Origin of the sequence: Paenibacillus sp. FSL M7-0420, from assembly GCF_038002345.1 — a bacterium.
Lineage (GTDB): Bacteria > Bacillota > Bacilli > Paenibacillales > Paenibacillaceae > Paenibacillus_AQ.
The window spans coordinates 2145143-2165928 of the sequence record NZ_JBBOCJ010000001.1; the positions used below are offsets into that span (position 1 = coordinate 2145143).

Consider the following 20786-nt stretch of genomic DNA (forward strand, 5'->3'; position numbering starts at 1 on the left):
GAAGGCATGGGGGCAAAAAGGAGCTTCAAGGACTCGCTGCGCAGACTGTTTTTGCTGCATACGCTTGTGCCGATTTCCATTCTGTTTGTGCTGTTCCTGATGTTCATGATGATCAATTCGCGGTTCCTGCTCATCAATCAGACGACAGAAGCGGGCAAAAAAATCAAGCTGGCGATGGAGGAGGTCTACAGCTCCTACGTTAAGGAAATGAATGAAGCTTCGGCGCTGGATTCCGTTAGGGCGTTCACAAGTGTGCAGTTCCGAGGTCCTGAGGTGTTCGAGCGGTTCTATGCCTTCAATAACCGGCAGCGGGTGAAGAGTATTATGTATATCATGGGTACAGACGGAGACATTCTGGCCTCCTCTGCCAACTATGGCTCTGATTCCTCTGACCTTGCGCTGCAGGCTATCGCCCGGCGGATGCACACTCAGGGCCTGACGGAATTGGCCGAGACCAACCCTATCCGCTTCTCGCATGACCGCTATACTGCTTATACGTTTGCCAAGGCAATTACCGGCAGCGGGGGAGTGCAAGGATATCTGATCTATCAATTGTACGAGCTGGATCTGCAGAAGCTGCTCTTTGTGCAGAATAACGAAATTGCCGTAGTCACCGATCCCTACCGGACCATCATTGCCACAACCAATAATCTGACTCAGGGCCTGATGAACAAATACAGCCTGACCAGTGATTCCAAGGGCTACGTATGGATCGATAACGGAAAATATTACAGTAAGGAAACGTACCTCCCGTTGTCGCAATGGCGCATTTACACGTTAAGTGCCGCCGAAGGGAACCGGAGCGCCTATTTGTCTCTGGCTGTATTTTTTGTGATGGCAAGTCTGCTGCTCTGGATTGTCATTTGGTATTCGGCCCGCATTATCTCCACGCGCCAATCGAGGGCGATCGATAAGCTGATCTATGCCGTCAGAGAGCTGCAATCCGGCAATATGGATTCTTACGTGTACATCGGAACCGGTGACGAGTTCGAGACGCTGGCGAATCAGTATAACCAGATGCTTCAGCGCCTGAATGAGCTTGTCGCCCAGAATACAGAACTGTCTGATCTGCGCAGAGTCATTGAAGTGAAGCATCTGCAATCGCAGTTTCATCCGCATTTCATATTCAATGTACTGGAGACGCTCCGTTACGCCATTATCGTGGATAATCGGCTTGCCCAGGATATGGTGCTTACGTTGTCCCGCCATCTGCGCTACAGTATAGGCAACGAGCAGGATCATGTGGTGCTCGGGAATGATCTGGAATATATAGCAGGCTATATGAAGCTTCAGCAGATCCGCTTCAAGGACAGGCTCCATTACCGCGAGGAGGTGGATCAGGCGGCCCGGACGGCGCTCGTTCCCCGGCTGATGCTCCAGCCCGTGATTGAGAATACCATTAAGTACGGCTACCGCCAGCGTCAATCGGTTGCGGTTACGGTGCTGGGCTGGGTAGAGGGGACGGATCTCATTCTTGAAGTGAAGGATGATGCCGGAGGAATGAGCAGGGAGCGGCTTGCGGAGGTACGGGACATCATGCATTCACAGGATAACCGTGCCCCGCATATCGGGCTGCATAATCTGCACCGGCGGCTGGTGCTGATGTACGGCGACCGTTACGGGATTGAGCTGGACAGCACGCAGGGAGAAGGCACCGTCGTTACATTCAGATTGCCATACCGGAAGGAGGAGACAGATGTTCAAGGTGCTGCTGGTAGAGGATGAGGAGATGATCCGCAAGGGGCTGCGTTTCACCTTCGATTGGATGGGGGCAGGCTGTGTCGTGGTAGGGGAAGCCGAGAATGGCGAGGACGGACTGCGTCAGATCGCCGAGCTCCGGCCTGATATCGTCATTGTTGATGTGAATATGCCGCTGCTGGACGGAATTGGCATGATTGAGCAGAGCGTAGAAGAGGCCGATTGCAGTTACATTATCCTATCGGGCTACGATGAGTTCAGACTGGCCAAGGATGCCATCCGGCTAGGCGTGACCGAGTACCTGTTGAAGCCACTGGAGCAGGAGCAGCTATTGGCTGCACTGGAGCGGGCCAAGGGGCAGCTGGCGATGAAGCGGCAGTACTCGGCTATGCTGACATCAGGTGGTACTAACGGGGAAGCGCTACAAGCTTCTGTCGTTAAGCTCCCCGGGAAATCGTCCCGTTACGTGTCGAGGATGATCCGGTATGTTCAGGAGCATTATGCGGAGAAAATCGGGATTAAGGATCTCGTGGAAAGCCTGGGAGTAAGCGCCACCTACTTGAATCAGAAATTCAAAAGCGAAACGACCTATACCTTCAACGATTTCTTGAACCGTTACCGTATCCAGAAGGCGATGGATCTGCTGCGCAGCGGAGAGGACAAGGTGTATGCCATTGCCGCCGATGTCGGCTATAAAGACTATAAATATTTCATTGCAATCTTCAAGAAATATGCAGGCTGCACACCCAGCTACTACCAGGAGCGGTACGGCCTTGGACAGAACAGCGGGGAAGCGGCAAGGGACAGTCATACGAAACAGGCAGACTAAGGGGCGGCGGTAAGCGCCGCCGCTTCTTAGTCTGCCTAAGTGTAACCTGTCATTAAGCTGATAGTTACCTTGTCTCCAGATAGGCAATGCCCAGCGCCCCGGTGACCGGATTGCGGTAGGTCTCGCACTCCACATCGAAGACCTCGCGGATTAATTCCTTCGTTAGAATATCCTCAGGGACTCCGCTGGCCGCGACCCGGCCTTCCTTCATCACATACAGATAGTCGCAGTATTCGGCGGCCAGGGTGAGATCGTGGAGGGCGGCGAGAATGCCGATATCAAGCTTTCGGACGATATTCAGAATCTGCAGCTGGTATTTGATATCCAGATGGTTGGTCGGTTCGTCCAGGATCATGAATTCCGGCTGCTGGGCCAGCACACGCGCCAGAATGACACGCTGCTTCTCGCCCCCGGATAAGGAGTTATAGCTGCGGCCTGTGTGCCCCTCCAGATTAACCTTGCGGAGTGCAGCCGTGACAATGTCAGCGTCCTCCCGGCTGTCGGTTTCCAGCATGCCTTTGTGGGGCGTCCGGCCCATCGCCACCATCTCACGAACGGTGAAGTCGAAGCTCAGCTCGTTGAACTGGCCGACTACGCCCAGCTTACGGGCCACAAGCTTCGGGCTGGCCTTGATCACATTAAGCTCAGAGAGGAAGACCTCTCCCTGACGGGGCTTGATGACCTTGTAGATGCTTTTGAGCAGCGTCGATTTGCCGCAGCCGTTCGGGCCGATTAGGCCGACGAATTGCTTGTTTTGCACCCTCAGCGAGACCTCCTGCACAATCTTCGCCTCACCGAAAGAGACGCTTAGCCGTTCAACATTCAGATTCATCAGCTTTTCCCTCCGAAGGCATAGCCTTTTCTAATCAGCATGTACATGAACATCGGCGCACCAATCAGGGCGGTAATGATCCCGATCGGCAGTTCCACATTCGGTACAATCGTCCGGGCAATGACGTCTGTCCAGATCAGGAAGATGGCCCCGAACAGAATCGACGCCGGCAGCAGCCTGCGGTGGTCCGAACCCACCAGTCCCCGCACCAGATGGGGGATAATCAGTCCCACGAAGCCAATCATCCCGCAGCTTGCTACCATAACTCCGGTAATCAGCGCTGTGAGAATCATGTAGACTCTGCGGTAGGCACCCAGATGAATGCCCAGCGTAACCGCCGCCTCATCTCCGAGCAGCATAGCATTCAGCACACGGAACTGCGAGAGGAACAGGATAACGGCGAGCAGGACGGTGACCGAGATCAGCGGCAGCTTGTCCCAGCTTGCGGCTGCCAGGCTGCCCATCGTCCAGAAGGTAACCGTCTTGATGCCTTCGGCATTGTTGGCGAAATAGACGATAAAGTTGGCAAAAGCGGTACATAGAGCGTTAATGACCATCCCGGCGAGCACCAGTTTGACGGAGGTCATTTTGCCGCCCGCACTGGCAAGTGTGAGGACCAGCAGAGAAGCGCCAACCGCCCCTGCAAAAGCCCAAAAGGCGACTCCCGACTGGCCGAGCAGCCCCATCGAGCCGAAGCCGATCAGGATGGCGAAGGTTGCGCCCAGCGAAGCGCCGGAGGAAATACCGAGTATGTATGGATCAGCCAGGGGATTCTGTACCGCCGCCTGCATGATCGTCCCGCACAGCGTAAGTCCGGCGCCGATGAACATCGCCATCAGGACACGCGGAAAGCGGATTTTCCAGATAATATCCACGAAAGAACCGTTCGTCAGCTCCTGCATATCTCCAATCTGGATGCCTGTGATGTGGTGCAGCAGAATCCGGTAGGATTGGGAGACAGGAATGTCCACCTGGCCGAAGGAGACCGCAGCTCCGGCAGACAGCAGGGTAATAATGAACAGGACGCCTATAACAGCCATGAAGCCGTAACGGGAATGAATGAGAGATTGCTTAGGCTGTGAGGGTACGGCTATTTCGGTATGCATGTCAGTAATAAAGCTCCTTCATTGAAAGAATAAGAACACACAGCAGCATGCGTTTGGGCCGAATGTACGTGAAAAACCGAACAAAATCTGCCAGATACATGGCAGCGCTAGTACGCAGCGGGAGGGTCTTTTTTAATATAAGGCACACTGAGAACGATTGTCAATGATAATAATTCTCATTGACATGCTGTCCAACTTTCTATATTCTACGGAGGTATCCCCTGCAAGGCTATGGGCTTAATGCCATACCCGCAGGATCAATAACATACATACAGAAAAGGGGACTTAAGAGAATGAAGAAAATATTCAAACGATATGTACCGCTGCTGGCGATTCTGGTGATGGCGGTTATGCTGGCGGCTTGTTCTTCCGCTACAGGCAATGAGAAGGACGCGGCGGCAACGGCTGCACCTGCAGCGGCCAGTCCCGCAACAGCGGAGAATGCACAGGCTGCGAAGACTGTATATCCGCTCACGATAGAAAACCACACGAATAATGGGGAAGGCACCGAATGGACGGCTAAAGCGCAGACCTTCGATAAGGCTCCCGAGAAGGTAGTAGCGAATACCCAAGGTGCGGCGGAGCTGCTGATTAAGCTGGGGCTTACCGACAAAATGGTCGGGGTTGCGGCTCTCTACGGTGCAGGCGATCCGGCGGTTCAGGAAGAGTTCAAGAAGATTCCTGTCATCTCCCAGGATTATGCAAGCAAAGAGCTGGTTGTGGGCAGAGGCCCGGATCTGGTGATGGGCCGCGGCGGCCTGTTCGCAGATGCGGATTGGGGAGTCGGGACGGTAGGCGGACTCAATGAGCTGGGCATCAAGACCTTCGTGCAGAGCACCAGTCTGCAAGGGGCAACGCTTGACAGCCTGTACAAGGATATTGAACAGCTTGGCCAGATCTTTGATGTGCAGGAGAAGGCAACTGCATACATTGCAGAGCTGAAGGAGCGTGCAGCGAAGCTGAAGGAAGGGGCAGCAGCAGGAGGGAAAACCTTTGCTTACGTCTCTGACGGGGGCAACGGCGCGATCGCCGTCTATAGCGGGAACGTGGATACTTTTGCGGGAGATGTGCTGGGACTGCTTGGACTGACCAACAGCTACGCGGATGTGACCGGTGAGATCAGCAAGGAGCAATTGATCGCGACCAACCCGGATGTCCTGCTGATCTCGGTGTACACAGGCGGTATTGATGCTGACCAGTCGATACAGGCGTTCTATGCCGATCCGTCACTACAGAGCCTGAAGGCGATCCAGGACAAAGCGATCCATAAGATTGATTTCAACCAGTTCTGGGGCTACAGCTATTCCATCTTTGACGGGGCGGAGAAGCTTGCGTCTGAGCTTGCTGCTGCGAAGTAAGCCGGAGCTAATATTAATCTGTCAAAAAAAGCAGCCTGAGCTGTCACTCCAACGGGTGACGGTTCAGGCTGCTTTTGGCATTCTCATAGATATTCATAACCACCTGCTGGATCGGCAGCTCCTTGACGGAAATATCCGAGAAGGCATGCTTCCGGGAGATATTCTCCAGGAAATCGCTGATGGAGATCCGGGCGGTGTCTACCTCAAGCGTAATCTGTAAGTCGGAGGGGCGTTCCATAACCTTGGTCCAGTCGTTGTCGAAAAGGGTGTCCCGCACAGACTCGTTAAACGTAAAGCTCACGCGCTTCTTCTCTCCGAGGAACAGCTTCAGCCGCTGCAGCGAGTCATCAAACACCTTCTCGCCGTGGTTAATGACAATCACCCGGTGGGCTAACTCCTCCACATCCTCCAGATCATGGGTGGTGAGAATACAGGTCATGTTCTGCTGCTTGTTCATCTGGCGGATGAATTCACGGATTTTGAGCTTGGCGATCACATCCAGCCCGATGGTCGGCTCATCCAGGAACAGGATGTCCGGCCGGTGCAGCATTGCCATGACGAATTCGCATTTCATGCGTTCGCCAAGCGACAGCACCCGGGTGGGCTTCTCCATCACTCCAGCGATATCCAGCAGCGTTGCCAGCTCGTCCAGACGGTTGCTGAAATCCGTGGCCGAGATACCGTAGATTGCTTTGTTCATCTTGAAGCTGTCGATGGGCGGGATATCCCAGATGAGCTGGGATTTCTGGCCGAAGACGGCCCCGATGGTGCGGACATAATGCTTCCGGTCCCGGGCCGGGGAATAACCGAGTACTTCGATCTCCCCGCTGGTCGGGTAGAGGGCGCCGCAGAGCATTTTGATCGCAGTGGATTTGCCTGCCCCGTTCGGACCCAGCATCCCGCAGATTTCGCCTTGCTCAATGGCGAAGCTGATATCGTTCACGGCCTGGACAGAGACGGCTTCACGCCGGAAAAAGCTCGTGAAGGTCTGCTTCATGCCTGCGCCCCGCTTATAGGTGGTATAGGACTTCGTTAAATGCTTGACATCAATCACCGGCATCAGCCGCCAACCCCCTCATATAATCTGATCATGTGCCGGTATACCCAAATGCCTGCCCAGAGAAAGACAAAGCAGGGCAGAATAGCGATGAAATCACCGGCCTGTACCCGGCCAAGCAGTGCGGAGGCCGGGAGGTAGCCGACCATCCCCACGGGAATGATCAGCGTAGCTGCCGCCTGCACCGCCTTCGGGAAGATCGGAAGCGGATATTTGCCGACATGCAGCACACTGTCCGCCAGCTCGGAAATCCGCGAATTACCGACCCATTTGAAGGACATCGCCGCCATCATCAGCGATAATCCGGCGAGTACAGCCGTCCCGGCCAGGAACATTCCGGCGAATTGCAGCCAGGCGAGGGCGGAGATAGCGCCAATATGCATAGCGGAGAAGATGAATAATGCAGCCCCGCCAAGGAATAATCCGACACTCTCTACAGAGAAGGTAGTGGCTACAATGTAGAACAGCGGATTCAGCGGCCTCAGCAGAATGACCTCGAAGCTCCCCTCCCGCACATGCGACATCGTTGTCCATAACAATCCTCCGAAGACGAGACTGGAGAGACCGCTGGACATGGTGAATATAGACTGGATCAACAGCACCTCGTATAAGCTCCAGCCGGGAAAGCTGGTGCCCGCCCGGTAGATTAACAGCGTCACCAGCGGAAACAGAATGTTGCCGATGAGTGTAATCAGACTGCTGACGATGAAGTTCATCCGGTAGGCCGAAGCCGTCTGGATAGCAGAGTACATGCACTGCTTGTATACATCCACATATTTTTTCATAACAGGACCGTTCCTTTCCCTCCGGGTATTCATGCGCCGACCGCCGTGAACTGCTTCATGGCCCGGCGGCGGACCAGCTCATTGCAGCCGAACATCACTAGCACAGCAGCGGCCTGCATACCTACGGCTTCGGGAAGGGATAGCTCAAGACCGCCAAGTGAATAATGCCCGGTGAACACCATGGCAGGCATATAAGCAATGTACTGAAAAGGCAGGAACAGCTGGGTGACCTGAAGCCAGTGCGGGAAGAAATCAAGCGGAATCAGCGCCCCCGAGAAAATACCCGACACGAGCAGGAAGGCGCTGCGAATCCCGCCGGATTGCACCAGCCAGAAGGAGGTCAGGCCAATCGTATAATTGACATAGAAATTCATGAGAAAGGCAAGCAGCACAGACACCAATGTCCACGGGAGGCTTGCCGGCCGCATATCGATCCCGAAGACGAAGATAAAGATCAGGAGACACGGCAGGAACTCAAACAAGAAGCCAAGCATCCGGTGCCCCAGCTTCTGGAACAAGGCGAAGGAACGGTGATCCACCGGACGCAGATGGAAGGTCAGGAATTTGCCGGTGCGGACCAGCATCGACAGGTTCCAGTCGGCGAAATCCATAATCAGATACCCGATCAGCGCCGTGGCCCCGAAATAGCGGATCATCTGCTGGAGATCAAGCCCGCCGAGCGTAGTCTGCCCGCCATAGACTGCGGTCCAGATGAAATATTGCACCATGAAATACACCGGGCCGACAATAACAGAGACCAAGGAATGGGTGCGGTAGGCACTCCATTCCTTGTAGGTAACCTCTGCAACGGCCCGGCATATGAGCCAGTTATGCCTGAGACGGTTCATTACATCAGTCCTGACCAGATCACATTGGTTACATTGAACAGGGCTTCCGCATGCCAGTTATCATCCGTGAAGGGCACGAACCATACCGCGGTGAGCTGCTCCACCGGATCGATTACCATACAGCAGGCGCCGGCACCTTCATGAAAATAACTGCCCTCGGAATAGAGGAATGCAGGGCCTCTCCGCATATCCAGCCCGATGCCGTAGCTCCGGTCTTTGACATTGTTGCCCCAGCAGTAATCAGGCGTGCCATAGAGCGTGCGGGTGGTGAGCTTCTCAACGGCTTTACGGCCCACAATGCGGGTGCCGTCCAAGGTACCCATGCCGAGCAGCATATTGGCGAAGCGGATAAGGTCGGCCGGGGTAGAGGAGAGTCCTCCCCCTGTACTGGATACGTTGTCCCACAGCTTCTCACCCGGCGGAATTTCAGCAGGGTTCTCCGCGATCAGGTCATGGAGCTGCTTTTCTTTGCGTTCATTTCTAATAATGAAGCGCTTCGCCAATTCGGGAGTTGGCTCCCACAGGGTATCATTCATACCAAGCGGCTTCAGGATCTGCTCCTCTATGTACTGTTCAGCGGACATGCCTGTAACCTTCTTAATGATCTCACCAAGAATACAGAAGCCGAAGGAGCAGTATTGCCATTCCTCACCGACCGGTTTGTTGATCCCGCAGCTCAGTGCAGCTGTGATCCAGTCTAGCTCCCCGTCCTCCGGATTGTACTTGTCGAAATATTCGCCAATCAGCTGCCAGTATGACTTATGATAAGGAATCATGCTGCCCGCGCAGTCCGGGAACAGGCCGGAGGTATGAGTCAGCAGGCTGTAGATGTCGATTTTATTGAACGGATCTGCGTTAAACGGTTCCAGAAAGGCACCAACGGGAAGGTCAAACCGGAGAATGCCGTCCTCCACGAGCTTGGCAATGGCTACCGAGGTAACCGCTTTGGTAATGGAAGCAATCTGATGAACCGATGTCGGCAGCAGCGGGTCCGCAGGGTCTTGACGGTAGGAACGGGGACCGATCGCGCCGTGCATGAACGTCTTGCCGTATCTGGATACGCAGTACGCCGCAGCCTGAATCTTGTGGTCGTCGATTAGTTGCTGGAAGTGGGTATGCAATATCCCGATTCTTGTAGCGTCATAATTCACCTCTGCCGGTGAGCAGTCGGTAATGCCTGGAGTGTACAGCATAAAGATATATGCCTCCTCGAAGGATAGTGGCGCTGAGCGAACCAGCTATGCCCAGGGAAATGCGCCCAGGCTTCAGTATATCTTCCATATAGTGTTAGTTACAATGGGAAGTTTGGTTTATAACCAATTTCTCCGGCTCAAAAAGAGGGGTGAACAGGACAAATAGAGAAATAAAAGCATGATAAATATTTCACAGAACGGAAGGACAATGAATCGCATCATGACAACAAAGCCGTTAACCAAAAGTATTACGTTCCTGCAAGCCCTGGCCCTGGTGGTCGGGATGATTATCGGATCGGGGATTTTTTTGAAGCCCGGAATTGTATTGAATAATGCCGGTAGCCCATGGCTCAGTCTTCTGGCCTGGGGCGCGGGAGGAATCATTACCCTGGCTTCGGCGCTGAGTGTGGCGGAGATTGCAGCCGCCATACCGAAGTCGGGAGGCCTATATACTTATTTAAGTGAATTGTACGGCGGGGTATTCGGATATCTGCTTGGCTGGGTGCAGGCGGTGATCTCCTATCCGGCTTCTGTGGCGGCGCTGGCTATTGCTTTTGCAACCTATTCCGGTTACTTCCTGACGCTGAATGCATGGCAGCAAAAGCTGCTTGCAGTAGGCATTCTGGCCTTTATCCTGCTGATGAATGTCATCGCGACGAAGTTCGGCGGGATCATTCAGACGGTGGCCACGGTCGGGAAGCTGATTCCGGTAGCGGGCATTGTGGGCGTCGGGCTGTTCTCGGATCTGGCTCCCGGCTTCGGCGGCATCGGTACAGCGGCTGCGGGTGCAGGCTTTGGGGCTGCGGTGCTCGGCACACTCTGGGCCTATGACGGCTGGATCAGCGTGACCAATATGGCGGGAGAGATCAAAGACCCGGCCAGGACGCTGCCGAAAGTCATTTCGATCGGTGTTATTTTTGTCATCGCCGTATATGTGTTGTTCAATATTGCGGTGTTCCAGGCGCTGCCCTATGACCAGATTGTGTCGTCCCCGACTCCGGGAGCCGATGCGGCTGAAGCGCTGTTCGGCAGCGGCGGCGGAGCCTTTATTACGGCAGGCATTATCGTCTCCGTGTTGGGAGCGCTGAATGGTTATCTCATGACCGCAGCACGGGTGCCGCAGGCAATGGGGGAGCGGGGACAGCTTCCGTTCTCGCGGGTGCTGAGCAGCATTCATCCGAAGTTCCAGACACCGGCGAATGCGCTTGTTTTTCAGAGTGTGCTGGCGGTAGTCTACATCTTCTCGGGAACCTTCAATACGCTGACGGATCTGCTGGTGTTTGTGCTGTGGATCTTCTTCACCATGGGCGTGTTCGGCGTATTCCTTCTGCGCAGGAAGCTGCCGCGCGAGCAGGGCCGCTACCGTGTGCCGCTCTATCCGTTCACCCCGATTCTTGGCGTAGCAGGGGGCATCTATATTCTTGCGAGCACGATCATCAGTGACCCGCTGCGCTCGCTTATAGGGATTGGCATCACGCTGGCCGGACTCCCCGTGTATGTGCTGATGATGCGGAAGAATCGCGTGTAGACAGCTGTTCATAGCCAGGAGTGAGAAAGTTTTAATAAAACAGTTGACAGCGACCGTTCAAAAAAGTATACTATGAAAGTACTTTTGAGCGGACGCAGTCAGCTTAGAGATCATCGTCTAGAAGAATCATACATAGACACCATACGGACTCTTAGCTCAGTTGGTAGAGCAGTAGACTCTTAATCTATTTGTCCAGGGTTCGAGCCCCTGAGAGTCCATCCCTTAAGAAACGGCAGAAATGCCGTTTTTTTGCTGTTTTGGATAAGTGGCGCGCAGGTATGGTGGCCCGATGAGGTACACAAGTGCACCTGAATCGCCCGAACGCGGGCTAAGCGAGCGGATGTGGGGTGTCGCAAAAGCAGATACTCTACGGGTGGAAATAAATCCCGTACTCCATCTTAAAAGCTTAAATTGTAAGAAAGGAGCGATTCTCCGTTATTCGTGGATCGCTCCTTTGCGTTTTATGTTCCTCCACCTGCTTGCTTCAGCAGGTTGTGGAGCGAGAGCCAACCAGCCCCTAGCGTCACTTTTTCAAAATCGCGAAATTACTGATTGCATGTTCATATAAAAACGGCTTGATTTCCCTCATATCGTTTGTCGCAGCCAAGATGATGGGTAATAGATAAAATGTACAAAACCATACATAACCCTTAAGAGGTGATACGGATTGACGGAAATGAATCAGCTTCACACATTAGCGGCGGAGATCATGGCTGCTGTGGCGGAATGGCTGCAGGAGAGTGAGGAGGAGAAGGGGAAAGCGATCCAGGAGGCGGTTAACCGCACTTCGCTGCAGGCCGGCATCCATGACTTGGTTTATATGCAGGTGGAGCAAGGGGAATTTAAGCTGTCTACCTGGATCAGCGACTATGGCTCGCCGGAATTTGAACGGCCCATCCCTCCGCCGGACCCGCCCATTACCCGGCAGCAAGCCGAGACAGTGTTGATTCCGTTGCTGGCGGAGGGAATTGGTGGAATACTGCAAGGCTATGCGGACAATCCTCTGATAGATTATCATCTTCAGGTAAGCCTTGAGCTTGATAATTTTGGGATTCTTCCGGTTCTGCATACGATTAATGAGCGCAAACGCGGTCTGCTGCTGGAGCGCATCCAAACGTATATCGCCAAGCTGGAGAATCATGCTTACCCAACCGATCCGCTGGAAAGCTTCTTTTTGGCGCAGCACCTGGTTGATCCGCTGCTGTTCCCGGAGCTTAATTCCGCTTTTGTGTTGCGCATCTATGAGCTGGTGATGGAACGCAATCGGGACAATCCGGCCAAGCTGAAGGAGCACCGCGGCAACTTTATCCGCGCTTTTACCGTGTGGGTAGAGGAAGAATTTCTGCCGGCCTATTATCATCGGATCAAGCCCAAGTGGGGAGTGGTGGAATATACGCTTAAAGCGGATGTGGATAAGGCGTCGATCGATCAAGAGCATCTGGAACTTGTGCTGCAAACGGCCATCTTGATCATCAAATACGAACCGAACTACAGCCGGCAGAGAGGACTCGATTTGCTGGCTCGTTTGCAGGAACTGGGTTATGCGAAGGCGGCGCGGGTGATCAAGGAGGGCAGCGGCACGCTCCCTGCCGATGCAATTCACTATAAGGATCAGCAGCTTGAGTGCCAGGCACATGATGTGTTCTCCACGATCACCATTCGCATCAAAGAAGAGTGTGCGGACAGCTACGGCAAAGGGCTGGATTATATCTCGAACCTGCACACGCTGGGATTCTTCCGCAGCTACCAAATCAAGCTGAAATCTTCGGTTAAGCAGGCAGTGGACGTTCCCGGTCTGGCCAAATCGCAAACACACCGTTTTTTTGCCAACGCGTTGCAATACGAGGAACTGCATCCCAAGCTTGAGGCATACGCAAGGCTGGCGATGGTCGAATTTGAGTGGTATGAGGATACCGAGGGGGAGAAAAATTGTATGCCCGGCACCTATGCTGTGTTTGGCCTTGGGCTAACGGACCCGCGCTATTATCCGCTGGTACAGGAATATATGAAGGTGGTAGACAGTGAGCATCAATCGGTGCAAGCGGCCTTCACTGCGGCTTTTATCCACCGGTTCGGTGTTGATGAAGCCAGCCTGCCGACGATAACGGCTTGTCTGCTCGCCTGCGAGGATGGCAAGTTCACCAAGCATGGACCGGCATTTGAAACAGCAAGCAATCTGCACGCGCTCGCCGGGATTCTGGCAACCCTTGAGCCGTACGAGGCCCGTCATATTGTCGAATTGGTCTGGGGAAGCACAGCGAAGCTGGAGAAGAAAGCGAAAGCGGCAAAAGGCGAGCTTACGGAAGGCTTCGCGCGGGTGCGCGATGCAGTGAACCAACAATAATCAGAGCAGAGGAGAAGGATGATGACGACACGACTTTAAGTACACACCCGCTTCTCCACGTCCGTACGTTACTTTATCCCATCCGAACGCCGCTACATATGCTCCGCAAGCTGGACCTCGAAGCCGTCGGGGTCCAGAATGTAGAAGAAGCGCAGGCTGGGATTCGGCGCGATGGGGCCGCGGGCTACCGGGATTCCTTCCTTGCTAAGCTCCGCCATAGCCTCGTCCAGCGACCTGACCTCGAACCCTACAGACACTCCGCACTCCGGCTTCACTGGCGGGTCACTTCCTTCTATCAACTCAAGCTTGGGCTGCCCCTCTATCCCCAGCATGACGATCTGCTTCCCTCTGCTCTCGAATCTGCGCTCCACCGGAAGCCCTAGAATTCTGTGATAGAAATCAAGGGAAGCCTCCAGATTGCGTACCCTGAGTGTAATCCAATTCATCGTGAGCTCCATCATGATCCATCCTTTGTTGTATATTTCAATTGCTGCTAAGATAAGCTATCCGCATATTTTAACATATTCGATCAGGAGGTTATAACCATGAACATAACAACTATAGAAGCTGGAGGCACGATCATCGCTGTAGTGAGCGGCAACGAGGCCGTGGTGGGGGATGTCCAGAGCGCACTGGATCTTATGGCAACGGTCCGCTATGAGACGGACTGCGACCGGATTGTGATCCATAAGGCGTTGCTGAGCGAGGAGTTCTTCGACCTCAAGACTCGGCTGGCCGGTGAGATTCTGCAGAAGTTCATTAATTATCAGGTGAAGGCTGCAATAGTCGGGGACTTCAGTGGCTATACCAGCCGCAGTCTGCGTGATTTTATCTATGAATGCAACCAGGGGAAGGATATATTTTTCGTAGCGGATGAGCAGCAGGCGGTTGAGCGGCTCATCCGGGTCTAGATTCTCGCAGCGTTAGAGCTAAGGGCTGCAACGTTAGCCTGGTCCTCTATGCAGCTCATACTGGAACCGGAAACCCCGGATATGATAAGCTCATGGAATCAGGGCAGCCCTGAACCAAGGAGGGAAAAGTTATGAGCAGCTTAATAGCAGGTGAAGTTTATTCCGGGTTTGAAGTCATACGCAAGGAGTACATACGGGAAATCGAATCCTCCGTATACACGCTGGAGCATCAGCAGAGCGGCGCACGGCTGCTCTATGTACAGAATCAGGATGACAATAAGGTGTTCAGTGTCACGTTCCGGACTCCGCCTGCGGACAGCACGGGAGTGTTTCATATTCTGGAGCATTCGGTCCTCTGCGGCTCCGGCAAATTCCCGGTGAAGGAACCGTTCGTGGAGCTGCTGAAGGGCTCGATGAAGACGTTCCTGAACGCTTTTACCTTTGGCGACAAAACGATGTATCCGGTAGCCAGCCAGAATGACCAGGATTTTGCCAATCTGATGGAGGTCTATCTCGACAGCGTCTTTCAGCCGAATATTTACAGTCAGCCGGAGATCTTCGAGCAGGAGGGCTGGCATTATGAGCTCCCGCACTCCGGGGATGAGCTGATCTACAAGGGCGTCGTCTACAATGAGATGAAGGGCTCGTACTCCTCGCCGGTGACGGTGCTGATTGACCGGATCAAAAAATCGCTCTACCCGGGTACGATCTACCGTCACTCCTCCGGCGGTGATCCGCAGCATATCCCTGCCTTGACCTATGAGCAGTTTCTGGAGGCGCACCGGAATTATTATCACCCCTCGAACAGTTATTTCTATCTCTATGGCGATCTGAATATCGAGGCACGGCTGCAGTTTATCCATGAGGAATACCTCAGCCGCTATACCCGCAAGGCTATGGATACTTCGATTGCACTACAGGCACCGACCGGCATGACCCAGCTTACGGCGGAGTATCCCATTCTGGAGACGGAAACGGCTGCCGACAAGACATACTTGAGCCTGAATTATGTAATGGGCACCTCTGTGGACCGGGAGCTGAATCTGGCCTTTGCCATTCTGAAAAGCATGCTGATGGACAGCAATGCCGCCCCGCTGAAGCAAGCGCTGCTGGAGAGCGGCCTTGGCAAGGATGTGGTTGCCTTTTATTCGGATAGCATGGCTCAGCCTATGCTGGGTATTGCCTTGACGCATTCCAACCCCGGTGCCAAGGAAGAATTCGTGAATCTCGTCAGAGCTACCTTAAGCCGCCTGGCGGCGGAAGGACTGGATGAGAAGCTGGTGCTGGCTGCGGTGAACAGCAAGGAATTTGAACTGCGGGAAGCCGATTTCAGCCAATATCCGAAGGGGCTCACCTACAACCTGGAAGTGATGAAGGCCTGGCTGTATGACGGCTTGCCGTCCACGTATCTGGAGTATGAAGCAGCGATTACGGCGATCCGTGAGCAAAGTGGCGAGCGGTATTTCGAGCGGCTGATTGAGACCTACCTGCTGAACAGTAACCACTGCAGTGTCGTTGTCCTCCAGCCCTCTCAGACTCTGGCGGGGGAAAAGGATGCGGCGGTCCGCAGCCGTCTGGCGTCATACAAAGCGTCTTTGGCCCCGGCACAGCTGGATGAGCTGGTGCTTAGCACGCAGAAGCTGCTGGCCCGGCAGAACACTCCAGACCCCGCAGAGGAGCTGGAGAAGCTGCCGAAGCTGACCTTGCAGGATATTAACCCTGTTGCCCCGGCCGGGGTACCCACAGTGGAGGTTGCGCTGGACGGGATTAAGGTGCTCCATCATGAAGTGGCTGCCGGGGCCATCGCCTATATCAAGCTGTACTGGGACACCAACGTGCTTGCCGCGCAGCAGATTCCTTATCTGGAGCTGCTGGCGAGAGTGCTTGGACAGCTGGAGACGGAAGCCTACAGTATCGAGGAGCTGACCAGTGAGATCGGGATCACGACCGGGGGCATCCGTTTTCAGAATGAGGTGTTCGGAGCCGGGAAGTCTGCGCAAGGAAGCTATCAGGCCAAGTTCAGCGCGCGGATCAAGGTCATGCAGGGCAACATCGGCGGTTCTCTGAAGCTGCTGCATGAGCTGCTCTACGGCAGCAATCTGGATAACCTGTCCAAGCTGCAGGAGATTGTCCGCCGGGAAGCCTCCGGGATGGAAGCGATGCTGACCCAGAAGGGCAATGAGATTGCAGCCAGCCGGGTGCTGTCCTATTTCTCGGATCGGGGGATGTACGAAGAGCAGCTTAGCGGCGTGGCGTATTACCGCTTCATCAAGGAGCTTGCCCGCACCATTGACCAGCAGGCTGAGGGACTTGCGGATACCTTGAAGGAAATCTGCGGGCTGTTGTTCAATACGCAGAATCTGACGCTCTCGCTCACTGGTACGGCGGATTCGTATGCAGAATTCGCCGCACATGTGAAGGAGCTGGACCTGAGCAGACGGGTAGTAGACTCCCAGCCGCTCTTATCAGCACAGGGGCAGGCGGTCAACGAAGGCTTCATGTCCGCGAGCCAGGTGCAGTATGTAGTCAAAGGTTATGACTACAAGAAGTTGGGCTTCGCCTATTCCGGCAAGCTCCAGGTGCTCAAGAAGATCCTCAGCCTGACCTACCTGTGGAATACGGTCCGGGTCAAGGGCGGTGCGTATGGCGGCAATCTGCTCCTGCGCCGCGACGGGGTAATCCTGTTCACTTCCTACCGCGACCCGAACCTGCTGGAGACGCTGGAGATCTATGACCGGGCCTCTCAGTTTGCCGGAGAATATTCGGCAGATGAAGCGGAGATGGAGAGGGCAATTATCGGGACTCTGGCTATGCTTGACCAACCGCTTAGCCCCGGCGCGCAAGGCCGTCAGGCGGACCGGCATTATTTCGAGCAGATTACGGCGGAAGACCTTCAGCAGGAGCGTAATGAAATCCTGTCGGCCACAGCTGGGGATATGAGAAGCTATGCGGGTCTGCTTAGGGCGGTAACGCAGCAGAATTACTTCTGTGTGGTCGGAGGCGAATCCAAGCTGAAATCAGCTTCCGGTGCCTTTGGCAGTCTGGAGGAGCTGGTGAAATAAGCGGAAGCGGCTGCGATTAACCAGCTAACACACAATTGGGTGCCTCAGGAGCTGTTGACACAGCCGGGGCACCCTGTTTGCTGTGGCTTGATAATTTCTTTGAATATTCACCTATTTAGTTTTAGAATATAAAGATTACTGACTTCTAGGAGGAACAATACGTGGAACTTGGAATAAGCACCTTTGTCGAGACAACACCTGATGTGAATACCGGAGTGACGCTAAGCCATGCGGAGCGGCTGCGCGAAGTGGTAGAGGAGATCGTGCTTGCGGATCAGGTGGGACTGGATGTATACGGCGTGGGTGAGCATCACCGGCCTGATTTTGCAGCTTCATCGCCTGCTGTGCTGATGGCGGCCGCTGTACCGCTGACGACCCGCATCCGCCTGACCAGTGCGGTCATGATTCTGTCCTCAGCCGATCCGGTGCGGGTATTTCAGGATTTCGCGACATTGGACGGAATATCGGGCGGCCGTGCCGAGATTATGGTGGGCCGGGGCTCGTTCACCGAGTCGTTTCCTCTATTCGGCTATGATCTGAAGGACTACGAAGAGCTATTTGACGAGAAGCTGGACCTGCTGCTCAAGCTGCGTGAGCCCGGCAAGGTGAACTGGAGCGGCAAGCACCGTCCGGCTATAACGAATCTGGAGATCTATCCGCGCCCGGAGCAGAATCCGCTGCCGGTATGGATTGCGAGTGCGGGAACTCCGGAGTCTGCGGTACGTGCGGGTACCCTGGGACTACCCTTTGCCCTGGCGATTATAGGCAATGTGAACCCTTCAGATTATGCCATGCATGTACGGCTCTACAAGGAAGCAGCGGCCAAGGCCGGTCATGATGTGTCCAAGCTTCCGATTGCCTCACACTCTCATGGTTATGTTGCGGAGACGGAGGAGCTTGCGGTAGAGGGCTTCTTCCCGTCCACACATGCGCGGACGAATATCCGGGCGGTGGAGAAAGGACTGCCTTCGTATCAACGTGCGGATTACGATGCTGCCCGCAGCTTTGACGGTGCTCTATATGTGGGTGACCCGGACACAGTTGCCCGCAAAATCATCCACCTCTACGAGCATGTAGGGATCACCCGCTTCCTGCTACATGTCCCGCACGGCTCCATGCCGCATGCCCAGGTAATACAGGCCATCCGTCTCTTCGGGACAGAGGTAGCGCCTAGAGTGCGGGAGGGAATTAAGCGGTTGAAGGAAGCCTAACTGCCGTTACGAGCTTAGACAACAGTGAACAGCCCCCGTGCCTTATGGCCCGGGGGCTTAAGTCTGCAAATCTATGAAACCAGAGAACAGGCAGCCAGAGGGCTTAAGTAATCGAAGCCTCATAGATGGCCTGGATCGACGCAGCGAGGGTGCTGTTAAATTCATCTTCCGTCTGCTGATCGCTGAGACCCTGGGACAAAGCGCGGGAGAAGCTGGCAATCACTCCATGCTGCCGGGCCAGCTTCTCGTTGGCTTCAGCCTGGGTATACCCTCCTGAGAGGGCTACGATCCGAACCACATGGGGATCTGCGGCGAGCTCGCTGTATAAATTATCCTCCGTCGGGATCGACAGCTTGAGCATGACCTTCACGCCATCTGCCAGCTCAGACAAGCGGGCGGCCAGTTCACGCTTCAGCAATTGCTCTGACGCCTGCTTGTCCTTACTGAGGATGTCTACTTCCGGTTCAATAATCGGAACGAGTCCGAAGGCGGCGATCTGCTTGGCCAGCTCGAACTGCTGTTCCACTACCTGCCGGATACCCTCCGGGTTCGCCTCATGGATCACGGAGCGCATTTTGGTGCCGAAGATATGCTTGCTGACTGCCCGCTTCAGCAGATCATCGAGGGCCGGAATAGGCTTCATGAGCTGGACTCCGTGCTGAGGAGCGGCCAGTCCCTGGTCAATTTTGAGAAAAGGCACAACGCCTTTCTGCTCCCACAGGTAATCGGCGGTATATTGCCCGTCTATGAGGCGGTCCATCGTGTTCTCGAATAGAATTGCACCGAGAATATGCTCGCCTGTAAAGGCAGGACTCTGAATAATGCGTGTTCTCATGCTGTGAACCATGGTGTACATCTCTTCGTCTCCGGAATAACGGTCTTCTTTAATACCGTATTGCAGCAGCGCTTTGGGGGTGCTTCCTCCGCTCTGATCCAGAGCAGCTATAAAGCCTTGGCCAGTGTGAATCCGGTCCAATTGTTCAGTATTCATGGTTAGGTTCATTCCCTTCTGCAAAATGAGATGGTTAGTGTACCCTGTCTAGTATAGCACTTGCACATAAGGACATACATGCGGGTCCGGCAGAGCTTTCCATTTGAGTTGAGAGATATGGTATGTTACCTTCTTCAATAGGATGGTATGATAGAAAGTGGGGTGAATTTAATTATGACAAACGAAACAACCAATGAGACCACGAATGAGCCGGTCAACGGTGAGGCGGAAGCTGCCGAGCAGGCCATGACCGAAGAGAACTGGAATGAGCTGCTCAAGGCTGTTTTTCATAACGGCATTGTAGCGCTCAAAATGAGCTTCAGCGATGTGGAAGGACAGGTGCTGAACCTGGACAACTACGGCCCGGTATATGTATTCCGTGTGAAGGATAAAGATAACGCTGATTATTACTGCGGCTTCTTCCTTCGTGAGCTGGCTGCCCGGTTCCAGTCCGGCAACAGTCCGGAGATCTGGATGGCCTCTTTCTTCCACGAGCTGATGAAGACCAAGGGAGGCAACTCCATGCCTAAGCCGCTCGCCAGTGAAGAGGAAGCCAAGGCCGCTGTCGATAATGTGCTGGTTCCGATGTGTATCGCCGCTGTAACGGAGGAGTTCGCACCGGAGCAGGTGCATGCCGGACTGGCCTGGAACGAGGAGCATGGACCGGTCTTTGAAGCAGGCTTCCCTGCAATTACGGACGGAAATAACGTATGCGCTATCCCGCTCCATCTGTTACTGACCCATCTGCAGCTTAACCGTGATCCTTCGGAGCTGCTCGTGCAAGGGATGTACAAGATCCGCGAAGAGCACGGACTCGAGTAGTACGGCAATCAAGGTATTATCTTTGCAAAAGCATGAACCGCCTCCGTTGGAGAGCGGTTTTTTGCTGTGGCTGGGCTTGATGAGGCAGTGTCTTCCGAAAGGCCGGCCCTTCCTTTTCCGCCGGGTTCGCTGAATTGTCAAATTTCTGGTTCTTCCGGGAAGCAAAAACGATATATATGGGATGTAGCAGAAGAAGGCGCTGCCAATATCC

Annotated in this window: 17 protein-coding genes and 1 tRNA gene; 10 read left to right on the forward strand and 8 right to left on the reverse strand. The window is 54.2% G+C overall.

Annotated features, from left to right (window positions below):
• Nucleotides 1-6 precede the first annotated feature (6 nt).
• On the forward strand, nt 7-1725 hold the full coding sequence (locus MKX51_RS09025) for a sensor histidine kinase (RefSeq protein WP_340992107.1): 1719 nt from the start codon (nt 7-9) through the stop codon (nt 1723-1725).
• Nucleotides 1697-2527: a response regulator transcription factor gene (locus MKX51_RS09030; RefSeq protein WP_340992108.1), complete on the forward strand. Its 831-nt coding sequence runs from the start codon at nt 1697-1699 to the stop codon at nt 2525-2527. The genes MKX51_RS09025 and MKX51_RS09030 overlap by 29 nt, the downstream gene beginning before the upstream one ends.
• Before the next feature lie 64 nt (nt 2528-2591).
• Here MKX51_RS09030 and MKX51_RS09035 read toward each other — a convergent pair whose 3' ends face one another.
• A complete protein-coding gene (locus MKX51_RS09035; protein ID WP_340992109.1) occupies nt 2592-3359 on the reverse strand; it encodes an ABC transporter ATP-binding protein in 768 nt (255 codons plus the stop codon).
• Complete coding sequence (locus tag MKX51_RS09040) at nt 3359-4465, reverse strand: FecCD family ABC transporter permease (protein ID WP_340992110.1); 1107 nt, start codon at nt 4463-4465, stop codon at nt 3359-3361. The genes MKX51_RS09035 and MKX51_RS09040 overlap by 1 nt, the downstream gene beginning before the upstream one ends.
• Before the next feature lie 293 nt (nt 4466-4758).
• Here MKX51_RS09040 and MKX51_RS09045 point away from each other — a divergent pair, with 293 nt between their 5' ends.
• Nucleotides 4759-5823 (forward strand): ABC transporter substrate-binding protein, encoded by a 1065-nt coding sequence (locus MKX51_RS09045; RefSeq protein WP_340992111.1) that lies wholly within the window; start codon nt 4759-4761, stop codon nt 5821-5823.
• A gap of 43 nt (nt 5824-5866) precedes the next feature.
• On the opposite strand, the gene MKX51_RS09050 is transcribed toward MKX51_RS09045, so the two are convergent.
• From MKX51_RS09050 to MKX51_RS09065, 4 genes are read right to left on the reverse strand one after another with little or no spacing between them, the layout of a single operon-like run.
• A complete protein-coding gene (locus MKX51_RS09050; protein ID WP_340942160.1) occupies nt 5867-6883 on the reverse strand; it encodes an ABC transporter ATP-binding protein in 1017 nt (338 codons plus the stop codon).
• Complete coding sequence (locus MKX51_RS09055) at nt 6883-7665, reverse strand: ABC transporter permease (RefSeq protein ID WP_340992112.1); 783 nt, start codon at nt 7663-7665, stop codon at nt 6883-6885. The genes MKX51_RS09050 and MKX51_RS09055 overlap by 1 nt, the downstream gene beginning before the upstream one ends.
• 29 nt (nt 7666-7694) lie before the next feature.
• The gene (locus MKX51_RS09060) at nt 7695-8513 is read right to left on the reverse strand and encodes an ABC transporter permease (protein ID WP_340992113.1); all 819 of its coding nucleotides are present in this window, start codon (nt 8511-8513) and stop codon (nt 7695-7697) included.
• On the reverse strand, nt 8513-9706 hold the full coding sequence (locus MKX51_RS09065; protein ID WP_340992114.1) for a serine hydrolase domain-containing protein: 1194 nt from the start codon (nt 9704-9706) through the stop codon (nt 8513-8515). Before MKX51_RS09065 ends, MKX51_RS09060 begins: the two co-directional genes overlap by 1 nt.
• 220 nt (nt 9707-9926) lie before the next feature.
• Here MKX51_RS09065 and MKX51_RS09070 point away from each other — a divergent pair, with 220 nt between their 5' ends.
• The 3 genes from MKX51_RS09070 to MKX51_RS09080 all read left to right on the forward strand — a co-directional run bounded on the left by MKX51_RS09070 (nt 9927) and on the right by MKX51_RS09080 (nt 13578).
• Nucleotides 9927-11234: an APC family permease gene (locus MKX51_RS09070; protein ID WP_340992115.1), complete on the forward strand. Its 1308-nt coding sequence runs from the start codon at nt 9927-9929 to the stop codon at nt 11232-11234.
• Between the two features lie 145 nt (nt 11235-11379).
• Nucleotides 11380-11452: transfer RNA gene (locus MKX51_RS09075), tRNA-Lys, on the forward strand.
• A gap of 458 nt (nt 11453-11910) precedes the next feature.
• The gene (locus tag MKX51_RS09080; RefSeq protein WP_340995571.1) at nt 11911-13578 is read left to right on the forward strand and encodes a DUF6138 family protein; all 1668 of its coding nucleotides are present in this window, start codon (nt 11911-11913) and stop codon (nt 13576-13578) included.
• A 92-nt stretch (nt 13579-13670) separates the two neighbouring features.
• Here the strand turns inward: MKX51_RS09080 and MKX51_RS09085 are convergent, their stop codons facing one another.
• A complete protein-coding gene (locus MKX51_RS09085; RefSeq protein WP_340992116.1) occupies nt 13671-14024 on the reverse strand; it encodes a VOC family protein in 354 nt (117 codons plus the stop codon).
• 99 nt (nt 14025-14123) lie between these two features.
• Here MKX51_RS09085 and MKX51_RS09090 point away from each other — a divergent pair, with 99 nt between their 5' ends.
• From MKX51_RS09090 to MKX51_RS09100, 3 genes are all read left to right on the forward strand, one after another.
• Entirely contained in the window at nt 14124-14489 is a 366-nt protein-coding gene (locus tag MKX51_RS09090) for a DUF4180 domain-containing protein (RefSeq protein ID WP_340992117.1), read from the forward strand.
• A gap of 131 nt (nt 14490-14620) precedes the next feature.
• Nucleotides 14621-17551 carry an insulinase family protein gene (locus tag MKX51_RS09095; protein ID WP_340992118.1) on the forward strand — a complete coding sequence of 977 codons (2931 nt, stop codon included), beginning with the start codon at nt 14621-14623 and terminating at the stop codon, nt 17549-17551.
• Between the two features lie 161 nt (nt 17552-17712).
• On the forward strand, nt 17713-18762 hold the full coding sequence (locus MKX51_RS09100) for an Atu2307/SP_0267 family LLM class monooxygenase (RefSeq protein ID WP_340992119.1): 1050 nt from the start codon (nt 17713-17715) through the stop codon (nt 18760-18762).
• A 103-nt stretch (nt 18763-18865) separates the two neighbouring features.
• Here MKX51_RS09100 and MKX51_RS09105 read toward each other — a convergent pair whose 3' ends face one another.
• On the reverse strand, nt 18866-19753 hold the full coding sequence (locus MKX51_RS09105) for a fructose bisphosphate aldolase (protein ID WP_340992120.1): 888 nt from the start codon (nt 19751-19753) through the stop codon (nt 18866-18868).
• 174 nt (nt 19754-19927) lie between these two features.
• Here MKX51_RS09105 and MKX51_RS09110 point away from each other — a divergent pair, with 174 nt between their 5' ends.
• Entirely contained in the window at nt 19928-20575 is a 648-nt protein-coding gene (locus tag MKX51_RS09110) for a hypothetical protein (RefSeq protein WP_340942146.1), read from the forward strand.
• Nucleotides 20576-20786: the final 211 nt, after the last annotated feature.